This window comes from Bacillus sp. PSXD-155, from assembly GCF_049310765.1.
Classification (GTDB): Bacteria; Bacillota; Bacilli; order Bacillales; family Bacillaceae_G; genus Bacillus_A; species Bacillus_A cereus.
Genome location: NZ_JBMOWC010000002.1, coordinates 114,790 through 133,549, shown reverse-complemented (window position 1 = coordinate 133,549; position 18,760 = coordinate 114,790). Strand labels below are relative to the sequence as shown.

The window sequence follows — 18,760 nt, the reverse complement described above, 5'->3', positions numbered from 1 at the left end:
ATTTTCTCTTTTATCATAAAATAACGAAAAGAACCTGTCTTGTGGCAGGTTCTTTTCGTTATAGTAATAGTTGTTAAAAACGTGCAACGCCTGTTTATTAATTCTTTCGTATTTTCATGTGGAATCTTTAATAGCATTAAGGATTTCTAAAAAATAGTTATTATATCATAAAGTGGATTGCTGAAATTAAGCTTTTCAAGAATGAGTAATTTGTATACCATAATTTAACGGTTGATTAAGGGAATATTAAGACAAAACATTTATGATAGAAGCAAGTATGCAGACGAAATATGTAATATATGTTATTTTAATAGAAATAGTTCTTTCGATGCGGGGGAAATTAAGACATAGAAACGAGGGAATGAATTGAAGTATGGTTCTACACTTTTTCATCTTCCAAAAAGAAATATATTAATTTCTAGCATTATAAGTAGTATGGTGACTTTATTAGTAATAACTATGCTGTTTATGATTTTAAAGGTTTTTAATTTAGACATGATGAAAGATCATTTAAATCAAAAGTTTGTTTTAAGTGTTATGATGATTTTCATATGGGGCATAACGTTTTATATTACGCATTTCAATAAAAAAGAGATGTCTATACTTAGAGCATCCCTGCGAGTGCATTTTATATTACTTTTACTAGCTCATACAGTAGCGTTATTTTATATTGTCATGCAAGTTAATATGAGTTTCATAGAGGCAATGAATTGGATTTACTTTTATAATATGCAGTTTATATTAAGTTTTGTAGTAATTTATGCAATATATATTCTTGTATATAATTTAATAGGTAAGGTTTTTCTAAGTATGGTTTTAACGAGCTGTACGTTAGTCATTTTATGTATTGTGAATTATTTGAAGCTTATTTTCAGAGGTGATCCGTTATATCCTTCTGATTTCACACAAATTACGCATATGCAATCTGTTATACCGATGGTGATGGACTATTTTAGTTGGAGTTATATTTTTGTCATTATCTTAAGTATCGTAGCTTGTATTGTAGCAGGGATATATATGAGAAGGTATATTCAAAATGTAAAGATTCATCTAGGAATAAGAGCCTTATTAGTAGTAGGATCTATTTTTGTTCTATATGCGTATGGCAATTTTGCGAATACATTTATGAATAAAGTATTTCAAAAATCAGGTGTAGATTTTGTTTTGTGGAATCAAAATGAGAACTACGCTTCAAATGGTTTTGTACTTGGGTTTATTAGTAATTTAGATACAACAGTTATGGAAAAACCAAAAAATTATTCTAAAGAAAATATGCTTCAAATAGCAAACGATATAAAAAAACAATATAGTGGAAATATAGGGAGTCAAAAGAAAAAAGAGAAACCGAATATTATTTTTGTAATGAGTGAATCGTTTTGGGATCCGACGAAAGTAACCAACCTTTCTTTTAGTGAAGATCCTGTACCAAATTTACATCATTATATAGAAAACTTTCCTGGTGGACAAACTATTTCTCCTACATTTGGGGGAAATACGGCGAACGTTGAATTTGAGGCATTAACAAGTTATTCAATGAGTTTGTTAAAGCCAGGTTCTATACCATATCAGCAGGTTATTACAAATAAGAAAGAAATTCCATCAATCCCTACGGTGTTGAAAAAAGAAGGTTATTATACAAGTGCAATTCATTCATTTGGTCGCACATTCTTTAAACGTGATGATGTATATAAGGTGTTAGGATTTGATAAGTTTAATGCAGAGGACACGATGGAAAATGTGGATATTGATGGAGATTATATTAGTGATTTAGCGATGAGTAAAGAGATAATTGCTGAGTTAGAGGAACAAAAACAGCCAACATTTATTCATGCAGTTACGATGCAAAATCATTTTCCATTTACAGAAGGCCGATTTGGTGAAAACCTAATAGAAATTAGCGGTCTAGAAAATGAAGAATCAAATGGAGAATTAGAGACGTATACAGAAGGATTAAGACGTTCAGATGAAGCTCTTCAATATTTAATAGAGCAACTAGATAATTTAGATAGACCTACATTATTAGTATTCTTTGGAGATCATCTTCCATCATTAGGAACAAATAAATCTTTTTATAAAGAAAATGGGTATATAACGAATGAAAAAACACCGAGCGAACGTTTAGCGATGGCGCAAACACCGTTATTAATGTATGCAAACTTTGATATGCCAAATGATAATTTAGGTTTAGTAAGCCCAATTCATTTTTCTAATCTTATTTTTGATTATGCAGGATTAAATAAATCCTTATTTTATCAATTTTTATCGGAACTTTACAAGGAAATACCAGTGCTTAGGGATGAATTAAAAGTTGATAAAAATGGAGAAGTAATTAATGATTTAACAAAGAAACAAAAAGAAATGTTAGAGCAATATAAAATGCTTCAATATGATTTACTCGTCGGAAATCAATATAGTAAAGATATCCTCTTTAAATAAAAGAAACAAAAAGAACTTGTATAACGATACAAGTTCTTTTTTCATAGTATTTAACGGGGTAAACAGACAAGCTGGGTTTAGGGAGTATTACTTGTACATTTAGTATATATGAAAATATAATCGTTTTATTCGTGTATTTGTGAGAAATGTGTGAATTTTATGTTTTCTAAAAAACGATTATGTTAACGTTCATTCTTATATTGCAGTTGTTATGTTTGTAAAAATTTTATCAGTTCTTTATTTAATTCATCCGCTTGATCGATTGGTGAACCATGACCACTATTTGTAAGAGCATGTAACTGAGAATTTTTAATTCGTTGTTGCGTAAGCTCAGCACTTTTGTAAGGAATTAGTTGGTCGTGAACGCCGTGAAAGATTTTTGTTGGGACGTTAATTTTATTTAAATCTTTCGTTACATCTTCATTTGCAGCTGCTTGTAAAATTTTGATAAGGGCATAAGAAGCGGACTGCATGCCGAGATAAGAAAACCATTCAAGGGTTGCAGCCCCTAAGTTTCTATTAAAAAAGGATAAAGATACATCATTTAAAAATTTTGGTAAATTAGCATACATTTGATTAATGAGAGCATCTGCTTGTTCTTTCGGTACACCGTAAGGGGACTCTTGATTTTTAACGAAAGAGGGGGAGACAGCGTCAATTAATGCGAGCTTAGAAATGCGGCGCCCATTATAGCGAGACATATAGCGAATAGAAAGAGCACCACCAACTGAGAAACCGACTAACGTAGCGTTCTCTACTTGAAGTGCTTCCAGAACAATTGCGATATCATCGGCTAATCGATCATACGTGTAACCAGTCCATGGCTTATCAGATTGCCCATTCCCTCGTATATCCATGGCGATACAGCGAAAGCCATGCTCTGGTAAAACATTGAGTTGATATTGGTACATTTGATGATTTAAAGGCCATCCGTGAACGAAGAAAACAGTCTTACTACCTGGACCAGGATTAACGTCTTGCACAAAAATATGCACATCTTTCTCGACAGTAACAAACATAAAACTCCCCCTGTTCTATCAATAGGCTCCATTCTAAAAGCTTTGTTTTACTTTTTAGGCCGTCTATATAAAACATCCTCCATAATATACGTATTAATGATCATAGATTTTATGCTCTGTATATAGTCTAAATATATTGCGTTTTTGGTACGATTTTCCTCAAATGTTCGATTTATCTTTGTTTGTCTATGAAAATCATTTATTATAATAAATGGTATTCTTCGAGATATTATTTTGAAGGGGTGTTGAAGTGAAAGAAAGTTTTCTATCATATAAAGAAGAAGAAAAGAATGCAAAAATCCTTTTATGGGTGTTATATGTCATTGTTATTGTATATCAAATTTTCTATGCAATCGTATTAGACGATAAATCAATAATGGATAAGGGATACAACATAGTATGGCAAGTTATTTGCGGAGTAGCAATACTGTGCGTGAATATATATTTAATGAAAAAAGAGAAGGCAAACCTTGTTAAATATGCATGGATATTTGCATACATAGGGATAGAAATCGCTAATATATTTTCATATATTTTTTATAATAAGGCGGCGTTTGATGCGACAAATATAATAGAAATTATTCTCATTTTCTTTGTACCCATATTTTTAAATAAAAAATTTTATGTGATTTTACTTTCTTCTATTGTAGGAAAATATTTGATTTATTTATTTGTATTAGAGGAAGTAAAAGCATTTATGTATCTTATTATGTATACACTTATGCTAATTGCGGCGTATATCATTTTAAACCGATTTTTACAATATCTTTCAGCTGTAAAGGAAAGTATTGCGATTGCTAGTGAATCGCAAAAATTAGCAGTAATCGGAAAAATGGCAGCGACGGTTGGACATGAAATTAAAAATCCACTCGCTTCATTAAAAGGATTTACACAATTACAACGAGAGAAGCATGAAGAGGAACCTATTTATAAACGTATGATTTTTGAAATAGAAAATATGAATAATATGATAAGTGAGTTGATGGAAGTTGCTACATGCAAACCTTCTATTTATAAGAAACATGATGTGGGGAAAATTGTATTACAAGTAATAACAAGTCTTCGCGAAAAAATGAATGAATTAAACGTACAGTTTATTTCTAATGTGGAAGAAAAAACAATAGAAATTGAATGTGATGAACGAAGAATAAGAGGAGTCTTTTTATATACGATAAAAAATGCTTTAGAGGCAATGGAACAAGATGGCATATTACATGTAAGATTAGAAAATAAAGGGAAAGAGTATGTAATGATCAGCGTGATTGATAATGGTCATGGTATTAAGAAAGAAAACTTAATTCGTGTTACAGAGGCCTTTTATACAACGAAACAAGATAAAATTGGTCTGGGACTTACGGTAGCGAATCGAATTGTCGCCGAGCACCTTGGTGAGCTGCATATTTCAAGTGAAAGAGATACTGGAACGAGAATAGACATCATTCTCCCAAAGAAGTGTGGAAATACTGAAATCCAAGTGGAAGAAAAGCTAGGAGTTACCATATGAATAAAGGCTATATATTTAAAAACGAAGAAATAAAGGCGCTGAAAGCATTTTTAAGTTTATTTTTCATTATATTTTTTGTATATGATCTTGCCTATGAATTTATCGTACCGTTAATCGGTGGAGAGCAAGAAGGTGTAGGAGAGTTTGAAGATGGTTTAGGTTTATGGCTTTACTTTTTGATGGTGGTATTGTTTTGCGTTGGGATATACTTTATGAAATGGAAGAATGCTTTTGCGGTAAAGTATATTATTCTAATTGGCTATAATGTATTAGATTTTATCCATAACATTATGATTTATTATGGTAGCGATGCAGAATTTGACGGTGGAAATATAGTAGAAGGATTTTTTATTTTGTTTGCACCAATCTTTGTGAATAAAAGATATTTCTGGTTAGTTCCAGCGATACTTGTCGGAAAGTATGCTCTTACAGGAATCATTATTCAATCTTCTCTCGTTTTAATCCCAATGGCATTATATAGCGTATTTACTATCATATGTTGGATTATATTTTTGAGGGTTCAGTCTTATGTTCGTACGCTTGAGATGATGGACAAAGAAATAAAACAGACAGAAAAACTAGCAGCTGTTGGAAAGATGGCAACGGTTATTGGTTATAAGATTAGAAGACCTTTAGCAAACTTAAAAAAACTTGTGAATAAACAAGCAGACAAGCATCCAGAGGATAAAATTTATAGTGATATTATGAAACAAGAAGTAGATCGGATTCATATAATTGCTACAGAACTTAGTGGATTTGAGAAATCTAAATCACTAGAATCAGAAACTCATAACATACAAGAAATTATCTCTTATGTTATTCGAGTTATGGAAAAGCCTGCTTTAAAACAAGGAGTCTACATACAAGGTATTTACAGTAAAGACTTACCATCAATTACATGTGATGAAAAACGATTAAAACAGGTCTTTTTTAATTTAATTAAAAATGCAATTGAAGCAATGTCAGTTGGCGGAACAATTACGATTAAAGTTACTGTAAAAGATGGAATCATCATTCAAGTGAAAGATGAGGGATGCGGCATTCCGAAAGATAAAATTCCAAAGTTAAATGAAGCCTTTTATACAACGAAAGAAACAGGAACTGGTCTAGGTTTAGTAGTTACAGAAAAAATTATTAAAGACCACAACGGTAAAATGAGTTTTGAAAGTGAAGTTGGGGTTGGAACGACGGTTGAGGTTATGTTACCACTGCATTAAATAGAAAAAACATCACTTCCAAATAAGTGATGTTTTTCTATTTTATCTTGCTATTTGTGGATAGTAAAAATCTCATTTTATCGATAAAGAATGTATGATGTATTCTAAGATCAAAATGTTTTTTTTTAGTTTTTATTATGGATTTTCAAGTAAAAAATTTAGACTATAAAAAGAAAATTGTTTTTTTCTAAAAAAACTATTTTCTTTTTTGGGTTTTAATGGTATATTCAAAACACGATAAATAAATACCTATTTTTGGCACACTATTCGAAAGGATAGGTCGCAAAGCTAAGAGTCTAAAGTAATGAAAATTACTATGATAGTCTGGTTGCAGTTTGGATTTTCACACATAGTTGTATGTATGAAAATCGAAGAGGCAACCGGATTTTTTATTGTCTCAAAAAGAAAAAATAAATGGGCACACTATTCGAAAGGATAGGTCGCAAAGCTAAGAGTCTAAGGTAATGAAAATTACTATGATAGTCTGGTTGCAGTTTGGATTTTCACACATGTTGTGATGTATGAAAATCGAAAAGGCAACCAGATTTTTTATTGTCTCAAAAAGAAAAAATAAATGGGCACACTGTTCGAAAGGATAGGTCGCAAAGCTAAGAGTCTAAGGTAATGAAAATTACTATGATAGTCTGGTTGCAGTTTGGATTTTCACACATGTTGTGATGTATGAAAATCGAAAAGGCAACTAGGCTTTTTATTTTCTAGGAATACACATTATGATTGTAAATTTAGCTGAATAATAAATTTAATGTTCGAAATATTCGGTTCATAAGAAGTGAGGGAGGGAAGTACATTGCAAAATCAAATAGGTAAATTTGGGCGTATACTTCTCGCTGGAGGAATATTATTTACGCAAGTTGGTGTGCTAGATTACTCTGCAACGAAAGTTTATGCGGTTACAAACGACGAGCAAGGACGTTTTATCGTTCATATGGATAAACAAGAAATAAAAGTTGATGAAAATGTAGTATTAAAGATTACAAATACAAATAAACAAGATGCTAATATCGAGCTGAAATTATCTAATGAACAGCTGTTCAATGAAGCAGAAACAAAAAAAATGAACGAAAACAATAAAGCGATTCAAAACATTTCAGTAACAGAAGATCACATTGTAAAAATTGAAAAGAATGAACAAAGTAATTTTATCGGTGACGTATATGTAGTCATTCAAATGAAAAAAGCTGGAGAGTACAAATTTGAACCGATAGTGAAGTTTGAAGGGAATGAAAAGAAAATTGAATCTCCTTCTCTACATGTTGTAGAGAAAAAAGAGGCTTTAAATGTAGCTATTTCTGATGAAAATCCAAAGGCTTCAGAGGAAGTTATGAAAAAAGAAATAAGTGAAAAAGTGAAAGTATCGGAAGAAAATAAAAAACAAGAAATAAATTCTACTAATGCTGAAGTTCCAAAAGAAACGAAGACTTTAGCGAAAGAAAAGGTTAATGAAGAACTCGTATCAAAGGAAAATGAATTAAAAGAGAGCAATAAGGTAAACGAAAATAATCAGGAATTACCTGCTATTCAAGCTGAGAAGGTATTAAAGAGCCAATCTCTACTAGCTGCTAGTCCTGTTACAAGTATTCTTAAATATCCAAATGTAAAGGTAATAAATAATAGAACAGGTGAAGGGCCTTCTATCTCGGGTAAATATGCTTTTAGATTTGTTTGGAGCCCACAAGTAACATATGAGGTAAAGGGTAGTAGCAATGACAGAACTGGTCAAAGTCAATATACATTTAGAAATTCAAATAGAGAACAGTACGTATTAGTAAAAAAAGCTGGTGAATATCAAGGGAAATGGATTGATGTCCGTATTAATATTCACTCTATGACAGCTTCATCTGTAGATGTTAAAACACCAATAACTAAAGGTGATGCAAAAAACTTTTTACAATTATATGGGAACGGAAGGTCAGGACAAACTTATAATGCTTCCTTTGAATTTTATGAACACGGAACAAGTAAAAAAGTACCATTAACGGCAATGTGGAATTTCAAAAGGATAAATAGTTATAAAAATGTAACGTTACGTAATGATGGTAGTCATTTAACGAATTTATACGTGTATGATACGAGTTCAATTAGGTATCAAGACAAAGGGAATAATAAAATCGAGTTTTCTGGAACAGCAGGTCCAGTAGCTACTCCAGAAGCAGATATGACAATTACATTTGATAATTTAACAGAATTACCGCTAGAAGTTAGATTAAATGCTTCAGGTGTTAATGTATCATACGACCAATTAGCGATTGCACAAATTGAAATTCCAGCTCCAAGTGTAATAGGAGATATTGTGGAAGATAATTCCCGTCAACTTTCTTATAAGGTATATCAAAATATGCCTGCTCAATCGAAAGAGATTCACTATGCGAAATCTTTTGTATTAGAAAGTGAAGTGAATAAGGATTTTACTGTGAATGATGTTTCCATTCAAGATGTGGAGAGTGGAGATGATGTAAGTAGCTTCTTTGATATTAGCAGGAAAAACAATAAAGTCACTGCGGTTGCGAAAGTAAATGCGCTAAAAACAGAAGAATTCAACGGGAAAATTTATGAAATGACAATTACAGGTTCTCCTGTAAAAGGTGCTAATGTAATGAAATATTACAAAGATGGTTATCTTGAAATACCGGTGTCAGCTAAAAATTATTTAGATGGCGATAAGAATGGACAAGATAGTAATCGAGATGGAATCGCAAAAATAAGGTATAAAGGTATTCCAACTGGGAAACCAGTCCCACAAAAAGTAGTGCAAGGAACAGATTTAACAAAAATGGATATTTCTAAATTTGTGACAGATTTATCTGTAGATACGAATTTGGATGTAGATAAACCAATATCAGTAGTGAAGTTAATCAATATTCCAGATACCAAAACAATAGGGAATCATACTGTAACGGTTGTAATTGAAACGAAGCAAGGTGTACAAGCGGAGATTCAAGTGCCGGTTACTGTCGTTGATGGGACTTTAAAGTTAGTAGACGTACCAAAAGAAATTACATTTGGAGATTTAACAATTCCATCGAAAACAACGACATACGCACCGAAGACGATTTCAAATCCTTTAAAGGTAACCGATGATCGTGTTAAAAAGCAAAAATGGAGTGTATATGTAAAGGAAATCACACCATTAACTTCAGCGCAAAATGACACATTGACAGGAGCATTGATTTACAAACGAAATGGAAAGGATACACCTTTAAGTACCTCTAGTATAGAAGTATTCTCGTATATTTCTAAAAACGACGAGGAGGTTTCACTAAATTGGAAGGAAAACGAAGGAATTCATTTACAAGTAAAACCAGGGCCGAATGTCAAAGCAAATACTAAATATGCTGGACAGCTAGAATGGACATTAACCGATGCTCCTCTCTAAAAATATATGAAATATATAAATTTTAGAAAGGAGAGAGTAATGAAAAAAATAGTTGGTATTATCGTTTCCACAGTTATATGTGTGCCGTTTCTTATGGCAAATGTAGTAACGGCTACAAGTACGAATTCAAAAGCGGGTATTACATTTTCGAATAGCTATACACCAAATACATCAACTGATCCGACAAAGATAAATACAAAAAAAGAGACAGTTGATAAAAATAAAAATGGAGATAAATATTTACCGAAAACAGGAGGCCAGACACGGGACTTCAAACAATATATAGGATTGTTTTCGATTGTTTTATCTCTATATGTATTCAAAAGAATTAGGGGAAAGCAAGTGTATTCAAAATAAAAAATAGATGAAAACAGAGAAAAGGGGAAGGTACATATGAAACTAGCAAAATTAGCATTAATCGGTGCAGTATCATTAACATCAGTTGCAGCAGTAGGAACTTCAGCATTTGCGGAAGAGAAAGCAAATATGAAATCAAAAACAGATGTAACGTTTATTGAAGATACAAGCACAACAGATCCAAACAATCCAGAAAATCCAAATGAAAAAATTACACCAGAGAACCCTGGTGACCATGAAATAGGAACAAAAGGTCCATTAAGTATTAACTACGTTTCTAACTTACACTTCGGCGAGCAAGTTATCTCTGGTAATGATCAAACGTACTTTGCAAAATTGGATAAAGTGAAACAAGGGAGCAAAACAGTTGAAGTACCTAACTTCGTATCTGTAACAGATAACCGTGGTACAAATGCAGGATGGAAATTGAAAGTAAAGCAAAATGCACAATTTAAAAGTGGTAATAGTGAGTTAACAAATGCAGCTTTAAGCTTAAGTAACCCAGCTGTAAATTCTGTAACTGATGCACAATATGCACCTACAACATTTAAAAATAAAGTAACGCTAGCTCCAGGTGGAGATGCGGTGGAAATTACTACTGCCGCAAAGAATAAAGGTATGGGTGATTGGACGACTGCATTCGGTAAAGGAACAGAACAAGGTAAAAAGAGTGTGAGCTTATTCGTACCAGGTACGACAGCGAAAGAAAAAGGTGCGAAATATTCAGCTGAGTTAACTTGGACTTTAGAAGATACACCAAACTAAGCTTATACAAGATTGAAAATTAAGAATGACTGAATTTTAAAAATGATCATAAAGGGGTATAAAACTATGAAACTAGCAAAAATAGCATTAATTGGAGCGGTAACATTATCATCAGTATCAGTAGGAACGTCTGCATTTGCAGCTGAGAAAGATGGCGGGAAATTAGACTCAAAAGCATTCATTAAATTCGAGAAAAATACAGATAAAATTGATGTTGTTAATCCAGAGAATCCAGATGAAACTGTAGATCCAGTTGATCCAGATAAAAAAGGTACAGATGGTCCACTAAGTATTGATTATGTATCTAACTTCAACTTTAAAACACAAAAAGCATCAGGGAATAACGAAATCTACTTTGCAGAATTAGATAAAGTAAAGAAAAAAGTAGACGGTTCTGTAATTGACGTGCCGAACTACGTTCAAGTAACAGATAATCGTGGTACAAATGCTGGATGGCATTTAACAGTAAAACAAAATGGTCAATTCAAAACTGCAGATGATAAAGCGTTGGATGGCGCGGCATTAACATTAAAAAATTCAGCTTTGAAATCAAATGCAGGTAGCGACGCACCAACAGCAGAACAATCTATCACATTAAATCCAAGTGGTGCAGCATCTGATTTAATCGATGCAAAAGAAAACCAAGGTATGGGTACATGGGTAAATACGTTTGGTAAAGATGCAACAGAAGCGAAACAAAGCGTAGAGTTATCTGTACCAGGTAAAACGAAAAAAGAACAAACACAATACACAACTTCACTAACTTGGGAACTAACAGACGCTCCTATGTAAGTAAGAGGAATTTTAAGATAAAAGAGGAAAATGAGAAGAGATAAGGGAATGGCTTTAACCTTGTCTCTTTCTTGTCTATAAAATGGATATGAAGGGGATTACATAAGAGATGGTAAAAAAACTATTTACTAGCTTACTATTAATTACATTCTTCATGGTAAACGCTTTTTCAGTATATGCAGCTGAAATGAAATTCGCTGTGACAGCAGTTATACCAGAAAATCAAATTGATAAAAATCAAACGTATTTTGATTTGAAAATGCAACCTGGACAAAAGCAAACAATTCAAGTCCAAATGAAAAATGATACGAATAAAGAAGTTGTGGTAGAATCGTTTGCTAATACAGCAATTACGAATAGCAATGGTATTACAGATTATAGTACAGTAGAACCAAAAACGGATTCTACTTTGAAATATCCGTTTTCTAAAATTGCTAAAATGCCAAAAGAAACGAAAGTCCCAGCTAACAGCATAGTGACAGTTGATATAAACCTAGAAATGCCAAATGAGTCGTTTGATGGTGTTATTTTAGGTGGTTTATACTTTAAAGAAAAAGAAGATGAGAATGCAAAGAAAAAAGATGAAGGTGTGCAGATTGAAAATAAATATGCATACGCAATTGGTGTTGTTTTAAAAGAAACAGATGCTGAAGTAAAACCAGACATGAAATTAAACGAAGTAAAGCCAACACAAATTAACGGGCGTAACGTTGTTACTACAAATTTACAAAACGTAAAGCCAGCAATGTTAAAAAATTTAAGTGTTGATGCAAAGGTATATAAAGAAAAAGGTACAGACATTTTATTTGAAGCGAAAAAAGAAAATTTAAGAATGGCGCCAAACTCAAACTTTGATTACGCTATTAGCTGGGAAAACAAAGCATTTGATCCAGGAACGTACCGAGTAGAAGTGAAAGCCACTGATGGCAATCAAAAATGGGAATGGACGAAGAAATTTACAATTGAAGGAAAGACAGCTGATAAATTAAATGATACAGCGGTAGAAGCGAAAAAAGACTACACACTATATTACATTATCGGCGGAGTACTACTGTTAATTATATTATTAGTTCTTGTATTCTTCTTAGGTAGACGTTCTAAAAAAGAGGACGATAACGAAAAATAATATATTGATAGTGTAAAAAGAAATTAATGGATGTTTTACTACGAAAAATATATAATGGCTTTGTCTGTTATTTGTTGTAGTTCATTTATATTTCTATTTGTTGACCCGAATCTCGGGTCTTTTTTTATGAAATGAATTGCTATATGTTAGTAATTAGAAAAACAGAATATACAGCACTTGCAGTATGAATATAAAGAGCGGTTGTATCCTCTCACAAAAATAGGTTTCCAGCTGTAATACTGGTAGCACCAGTAAAGTCGGTGCTACCAGTAGGTTCATTTTTCGGCACAACGAAAGCATTTACGTAGGTACATGTGCTTTCTCATTTATCTATTTTTCTGTGGTCGGTTGTATTGTGTATATAAATTAAAAAAATGATAGTGTTAGAGCCACCATTTCTCCTGCGGAAGCAAAATAACATCCACATCAAAATTCTCTTTAAACCAATCATACATCAATGTCTCTTTCACTAAATATTCAGAGGCAGAGTGTGACACCCCAATTAGAGACATATTCGTTTCTTTTACATAATCCATAATGAGAGAGTATTTATGTCGGCCGTAATCATTGTCGATATGGCAATGGATTTCTCCTGTAATATATGCTTCAGCACCTTTTTCTTCTGCTTCCTTCATTAAAGATACAACATCGCCACATCCAGCGATAATTGCGATTTTTTTGATGGAATCATGTCGTTTCCCTTCGAAGTCTGTGTAAGGAATCTGGAAGAGTTGTTTTAGATGTTTTTGGAGTGCTTCTGTTGATGTTTCATCTATTTCACAAATAAGGCCAACTGGTTCTTGTTCTGGACCTCCATATGCAAAGTGGTCCACTACAGTAGCGTTTAATGCTTTTGCAATTGAAATACTCGTTCCATGTGTTTGATGAAAATCCATTGGTACGTGACATGTATATATAGAAAGTTGTTTTTCTTTTATTTCTTGCAAATATTTTTCAGGGATTGGTATGAAACCGCGGCCTGATCTTCCAATTGGATCACCACACTCCATTACAAGGGGATGGTGCATAAAGAGTAAATCACCAGGTGTGGATTGTGAAATGAATGTTTCAAGAATGTCATTTGTAGGGAATACAGCTAAAAATACTTTGTTTACATTTTCAGATCCGTGCATCATAAGACCATTAAATAAATCTACAAAATTTGCTTCGAAAAATTGTTGCCAAGGAAATTTGATAGGATCATATACGGCTGGGATAAATCGACTAAAGGCACTATCTTTTCCGTATTTTTCAATTTGGAATAAGTGATCGAGTGATTGCTCTATTTTTTTTAAGGCTGGCATGTTTAATAATCCTCCTTAAGATGATTCTTGCTTTATGAGTTGTTTGTATTCTTCGTAGCAAAATAAGAAGCGGATAGGAAACAAATAAAACCTAGAATCCAGCCAATAGAAGGAGAATAGGAAGTACATGCTGTAATAGCATTCCGCTAGAAATGAAGAAACTACTAAATAGACCTAATAACATAGGATATCGTTGTAGTTTGAACACAGATAGTAAACATCCTTTCTCCTGCATGAACTACTCATAAAAGCTCGATTGCTGAAACTTTATCACATACATTGTATATTAGTCTTAATTTTCTGTATATAACTTTTAAGAAAAATGGTGATACAATATATGAATGATAAGAGAAGAGAGGATGAAGATTAACATATGTACGTTACTGTAACAGAAGCAGCATATAAAAAGATTATGGATACGATTCCAAGTGAAGCGAAATATATAAAGTTATTTTACGATAATGAGGGTTGCGGTTGTGTCATGAGTGGAATCATCGATTTAGTAGCTGTAGCAGAAAAAGATGAGCGCGATGTGGATATTGAATCAAGCACAATGAATTTTATCGCTGATCGTACAAAGCTTGTATTTATGGACGATAAGTTAACGGTTGATTGGCATGAAGGTGGAGGAACTTTTCAGTTGAAGAGCCCAAGCCAGTTTTATAATCCAAATATGAAATTACACGTTCGAGTATAGTAAAGGAAATGTGAGTCCAAAATGTATTTTGGATTCACATTTTTTTATTTTATAAGGCGCTATTATTGTCGATTTTTGTTGATAAGTCGATATATTGAAAAAATCGCCGATATAATTTCATTTACCAAAACGTCCCAATAGTAAAAAGGTTTTTTCACATAATGAAATGTACATATGATTGAATTTTCTGTATAATCTTATTTGCGGAGGGGATACGCATGAGAAGATGGGGAATTGAGTTATTAATTTTAAGTGTTGTTATTATTTGGGGGATTAACTATACGATTGCAAAGTATGGATTTTTAGAATTTACAGCAATTGAATTTACTGCACTTCGTATGATGGCGGCGGCACCGCTCCTGTTACTTCTTACCTTTTTTATTGAAAAATCGGTTTATATGGAGCGAAAGGATATACCTAGATTAATCATCGTTAGCGTTGTAGGTATTGTACTGTATCAAACGTTATTTATGGAAACTGTCAAATATACATCCGCTACAAATGCCTCTTTACTCATTTCTATTTCACCTATTTTTACAACTGTATTTGCGATTTTTCTGAAACAAGAAAATTTTTCTTCTCGAAAGTTAATCGGTTCTATGATTGCTTTTGTTGGTGCAGCATTAGTTTTAGTAGCAGGACATTCACTTACTAGTTCTTTTTATGGCAATGGAATTGGACTTATTACATCAATATGCTGGGGGCTTTATCCTGTTTTAGCAGGACCATTAATTAAAAAATATTCAGCATTACGTGTTACAGCATGGTCTGCATTAGTGGGTGCGATTCCGCTATTATTGTTAAGTGGTCCGCATGTGTTTGTCATGCCATTTCACATTACTCACGGAATGACACTATTTGCTTTACTATATTCTATTTTCTTTGTCACAGTATTTGGTCTAGTAATGTGGTATGTTGGTGTTCAAAAAATTGGGGCGTCACATACGATGGTATATATGTATATAACGCCGCTTGTAGCTGTTTTATTTGCAGCTGTCTGGGCAAATGAATATGTATCGTTTCAACAAATCATCGGTGGAATTATCATTTTTGTCGGTCTATGGTTTGTGAAATCGGAGAAAGTAAAAGTTCATTCTATTGCAGGGGAACCTATATCAAAATAGGAAAACAGATCACCTATGATCTGCTTTCCTATTTTTTTATTTTTGGTAAGAAGATGAGAAATAAGATAGCAGTAATAAGTGGAATTAAGTTTAAAAATGGAATACGGAAGAGTGTAATAAGAATAATACCTGGAAGAAGAACACCGAGGACAGCGTAAAAAATGCTATGGTTTTTCGTGTACCAATACAATGAAAGTCCGATAAGTGCAGGGATAATGAGGTGAATGAGAGCCATTAAAAAATAAATCATTAGACGCCCCCTTTATTTGTGTGCTTATTACATCATATCCGTATGTTCATAGATTGATATCATTTTTTTCATAAATGGACGAAAAAAGTTTGAAAAACCGTCACAAAATATGAGAATATGATGTTTGAAATCTTGTATAATATTATTTTCTAAAAGCATTTAAACAACATAAACATACTGTTTATGTTGTTTTTAATTTGAGTGAAATGGATGTAAGGAATATGGATTTGAAAGAAATTTTTTGTTGGATAGATAAGAACGAATGAAGAGAGGTACAGCATGATTAGTATGTCACTAAGATCATTTAAAATCCAATCGTATTATATACTAGGTATTTTGTTACTAGGTTGGATGTTAACACCGTTTTCAGCACACTTTTTAGGCGCTGGAATTGGGCTTATTGTAAGTATGTATTGCGTTTGGCTTCTAGGGAGAAGAATTGAGAAGCTTGGAGATAGTATTGTAAAGAAGACGAAAGCACCGACACTCGGTATGTTTAACCGTTTTGCAGCTGCCATTTTGGGTGCTATTATTATGTACGAAATTGAGCACCACATGGTTATGTGGGCATTTGCAGTAGGGATTATGGGTGGTTATTTCTTAATCGTTGTGAATTTAGGATACTATAGCATGAAAGATGAGAAAGAACTAACAAAGAGCTAAAAGAGATAAAAAGATAAAAGACTTCTTTTTAGATGGAATAGATGATCCAGCCACGAATAGAAGCGGTCAGGGCCTTTTTTAACCCCATATGATGTGAAACCCGAGAGATGTAGCGAGTAGGGATATAATGTATATATTCGAAGCTGTAATTTTATAATCTAGGTCACAGATGAAGAGATTAGCATTTCACTTTATATAAGATATAGAAAGAAGCTTACGTTTTCACGTAAGCTTCTTTTTTATGTAAGTGTGTGTAACCGTTAAGCCGCATTGGGTTTTGTCGGTGAGTACGCGAAACTTTACGGTTACAAGACACTTATTCATATGAGTAAAGGGTTATTCCAACAGAAAGTTTTAATTTAAGCGATTGGACCGCCTAAGTTAATAATATCTTCAGAAACGCTTTCGAACTTTTTGAAGTTCTCTTTGAATTCATTTGCAAGCTCGATTGCTTTTGCTTTGTAAGCAGCTTTATCAGCCCAAGTTTGTTCAGGCATTAACACTTCGTCAGGTACACCTGGTACGTGAAGTGGAACTTCAAGACCGAAGATATCATGTTTAGCTGTTTCAGTTTTTGCAAGTTCGCCGTTTAATGCTGCTTGAATCATTGCACGAGTATAACCTAAGTTCATACGTTTACCAACGCCGTATTCGCCGCCAGTCCAGCCAGTGTTTACTAGGAATACTTTCGCATCGTGTTTCTCGATTTTTTCACCAAGCATTTCAGCGTAGCGAGATGCATCAAGTGGTAAGAATGGTGAACCGAAGCAAGTTGAGAATGTAGCTTGCGGAGATGTAACGCCGCGCTCTGTTCCTGCTAGTTTACTAGTGTAACCACTTAAGAAATGATACATAGCTTGCTCTTTTGATAACTTACTGATTGGAGGCAATACGCCAGATGCATCAGCAGTTAAGAAAATAATTGTATTTGGGTGTCCAGCAACACTTGGCAGTACGATATTGTCGATCGCATGCATAGGGTATGCAGCACGAGTATTTTCTGTTAAAGTAGTATCGTTGTAGTCTGCGATACGCGTTTGGTCATTAATGATAACGTTTTCTAAAACAGATCCAAATTTGATTGCATCGAAAATTTGTGGTTCTTTCTCGTGAGAAAGATTTACACATTTTGCATAGCAACCACCTTCAATATTGAATACACCGTTATCAGACCAACCGTGCTCATCATCACCGATTAATTTACGGTTTGGATCAGCAGATAATGTTGTTTTACCTGTTCCAGATAAACCGAAGAATAGTGCTACGTCGCCTTCTTCACCTACGTTTGCAGAGCAATGCATAGAAAGGATATCTTGTTCAGGTAATAAGAAGTTCATAATAGAGAAGATTGATTTTTTCATTTCTCCAGCGTATTCTGTACCACCAATTAGTACGATACGTTTTTCGAATGAAACCATAATGAATGCTTCAGAGTTTGTACCGTCAACAGCTGGATCAGCTTTGAAATTCGGTGCAGAAACAATTGTGAACTCTGATTCATGAGTTGTTAATTCTTCTTCAGTTGGACGAATGAATAATTGATGTACAAATAAATTGTGCCATGCATATTCGTTAATAACTTGAATTGGTAGGCGGTAATTGCGGTCAGCGCCTGCAAATCCTTTGAAGACGAATAACTCTTCTTTTTCTTTTAAGTATTCTAAAACTTTAGTATATAATTTATTAAAATGTTCTTCAGAAATCGGTTGGTTCACAGCTCCCCAAGCAATTTTGTCAGCAACCGATGCTTCTTTCACAATAAATTTATCTTTAGGAGAACGTCCTGTATATTTTCCAGTTGAAGCAGAAACGGCACCAGTCGAAGTTAATTTCCCTTCATTTCGCATTAATACTTTTTCCACTAATTGCGGAACACTTAGTTGAATCTGTGCATTGCTTCCGTTCAATAATTCGTGTAAACCAATTTGGACATTCACAGTACTCATATTTATATACCATCCTTTTCATTTAATGAAATATTTCTCGTAATCCCCAACAAGAGTATAACACAATTATATAAATAATGTATACTATTTATTTCTTTTTGTTTGTGTGAATGCATTATTTCCCTATTAATATTTCATTTCAGGCGTATTGAGAAAAACTTTCAGG

Annotated in this window: 15 protein-coding genes and 3 riboswitches; of the genes, 11 read left to right on the top strand and 4 right to left on the bottom strand. The window is 33.2% G+C overall.

Annotation, left to right across the window (positions count from 1 at the left end):
- The first annotated feature begins 366 nt into the window (after positions 1-366).
- Complete coding sequence (locus tag ACO6VI_RS02120; protein WP_161520176.1) at positions 367-2,436, top strand: LTA synthase family protein; 2,070 nt, start codon at positions 367-369, stop codon at positions 2,434-2,436.
- 209 nt (positions 2,437-2,645) lie between these two features.
- On the opposite strand, the gene ACO6VI_RS02115 is transcribed toward ACO6VI_RS02120, so the two are convergent.
- A complete protein-coding gene (locus ACO6VI_RS02115; RefSeq protein ID WP_000498279.1) occupies positions 2,646-3,455 on the bottom strand; it encodes an alpha/beta fold hydrolase in 810 nt (269 codons plus the stop codon).
- A 250-nt stretch (positions 3,456-3,705) separates the two neighbouring features.
- On the opposite strand from ACO6VI_RS02115, the gene ACO6VI_RS02110 reads away from it, so the two are divergent.
- The 7 genes from ACO6VI_RS02110 to ACO6VI_RS02080 all read left to right on the top strand — a co-directional run bounded on the left by ACO6VI_RS02110 (position 3,706) and on the right by ACO6VI_RS02080 (position 12,610).
- Positions 3,706-4,959, top strand: coding sequence for an ATP-binding protein (locus ACO6VI_RS02110; RefSeq protein WP_088021562.1), 1,254 nt, complete (start codon positions 3,706-3,708; stop codon positions 4,957-4,959).
- Positions 4,956-6,176, top strand: coding sequence for an ATP-binding protein (locus tag ACO6VI_RS02105; protein ID WP_023523221.1), 1,221 nt, complete (start codon positions 4,956-4,958; stop codon positions 6,174-6,176). The genes ACO6VI_RS02110 and ACO6VI_RS02105 overlap by 4 nt, the downstream gene beginning before the upstream one ends.
- 247 nt (positions 6,177-6,423) lie before the next feature.
- Positions 6,424-6,512: riboswitch (cyclic di-GMP riboswitch) on the top strand.
- A 71-nt stretch (positions 6,513-6,583) separates the two neighbouring features.
- Positions 6,584-6,672, top strand: a riboswitch (cyclic di-GMP riboswitch).
- A gap of 71 nt (positions 6,673-6,743) precedes the next feature.
- Positions 6,744-6,832: riboswitch (cyclic di-GMP riboswitch) on the top strand.
- A gap of 152 nt (positions 6,833-6,984) precedes the next feature.
- Positions 6,985-9,570 (top strand): WxL domain-containing protein, encoded by a 2,586-nt coding sequence (locus ACO6VI_RS02100; RefSeq protein WP_088021563.1) that lies wholly within the window; start codon positions 6,985-6,987, stop codon positions 9,568-9,570.
- Between the two features lie 39 nt (positions 9,571-9,609).
- Positions 9,610-9,927, top strand: a complete 318-nt coding sequence (locus ACO6VI_RS02095; protein ID WP_000724871.1) for a hypothetical protein — start codon at positions 9,610-9,612, stop codon at positions 9,925-9,927.
- Positions 9,928-9,963: 36 nt separating this feature from the next.
- Entirely contained in the window at positions 9,964-10,692 is a 729-nt protein-coding gene (locus ACO6VI_RS02090; protein ID WP_422422974.1) for a WxL domain-containing protein, read from the top strand.
- 66 nt (positions 10,693-10,758) lie between these two features.
- The gene (locus ACO6VI_RS02085; RefSeq protein ID WP_000761506.1) at positions 10,759-11,484 is read left to right on the top strand and encodes a WxL domain-containing protein; all 726 of its coding nucleotides are present in this window, start codon (positions 10,759-10,761) and stop codon (positions 11,482-11,484) included.
- A 109-nt stretch (positions 11,485-11,593) separates the two neighbouring features.
- On the top strand, positions 11,594-12,610 hold the full coding sequence (locus tag ACO6VI_RS02080) for a DUF916 and DUF3324 domain-containing protein (RefSeq protein WP_023523218.1): 1,017 nt from the start codon (positions 11,594-11,596) through the stop codon (positions 12,608-12,610).
- Between the two features lie 383 nt (positions 12,611-12,993).
- Here the strand turns inward: ACO6VI_RS02080 and ACO6VI_RS02075 are convergent, their stop codons facing one another.
- Complete coding sequence (locus ACO6VI_RS02075) at positions 12,994-13,914, bottom strand: Nif3-like dinuclear metal center hexameric protein (RefSeq protein ID WP_063548851.1); 921 nt, start codon at positions 13,912-13,914, stop codon at positions 12,994-12,996.
- A gap of 373 nt (positions 13,915-14,287) precedes the next feature.
- Here ACO6VI_RS02075 and ACO6VI_RS02070 point away from each other — a divergent pair, with 373 nt between their 5' ends.
- Both ACO6VI_RS02070 and ACO6VI_RS02065 read left to right on the top strand, forming a co-directional pair.
- Positions 14,288-14,611: an iron-sulfur cluster biosynthesis family protein gene (locus tag ACO6VI_RS02070; RefSeq protein WP_000289570.1), complete on the top strand. Its 324-nt coding sequence runs from the start codon at positions 14,288-14,290 to the stop codon at positions 14,609-14,611.
- Positions 14,612-14,829: 218 nt separating this feature from the next.
- Positions 14,830-15,735, top strand: coding sequence for a DMT family transporter (locus tag ACO6VI_RS02065; protein ID WP_001255404.1), 906 nt, complete (start codon positions 14,830-14,832; stop codon positions 15,733-15,735).
- Between the two features lie 28 nt (positions 15,736-15,763).
- Here the strand turns inward: ACO6VI_RS02065 and ACO6VI_RS02060 are convergent, their stop codons facing one another.
- Complete coding sequence (locus ACO6VI_RS02060; RefSeq protein WP_000639042.1) at positions 15,764-15,985, bottom strand: hypothetical protein; 222 nt, start codon at positions 15,983-15,985, stop codon at positions 15,764-15,766.
- A gap of 279 nt (positions 15,986-16,264) precedes the next feature.
- Between ACO6VI_RS02060 and ACO6VI_RS02055 the strand changes: the two genes are divergently transcribed.
- A complete protein-coding gene (locus ACO6VI_RS02055; protein WP_000624926.1) occupies positions 16,265-16,648 on the top strand; it encodes an ATP synthase subunit I in 384 nt (127 codons plus the stop codon).
- Positions 16,649-17,007: 359 nt separating this feature from the next.
- Here ACO6VI_RS02055 and pckA read toward each other — a convergent pair whose 3' ends face one another.
- Positions 17,008-18,594 carry a phosphoenolpyruvate carboxykinase (ATP) gene (gene pckA / locus ACO6VI_RS02050; protein ID WP_000108799.1) on the bottom strand — a complete coding sequence of 529 codons (1,587 nt, stop codon included), beginning with the start codon at positions 18,592-18,594 and terminating at the stop codon, positions 17,008-17,010.
- Between the last annotated feature and the right edge of the window lie 166 nt (positions 18,595-18,760).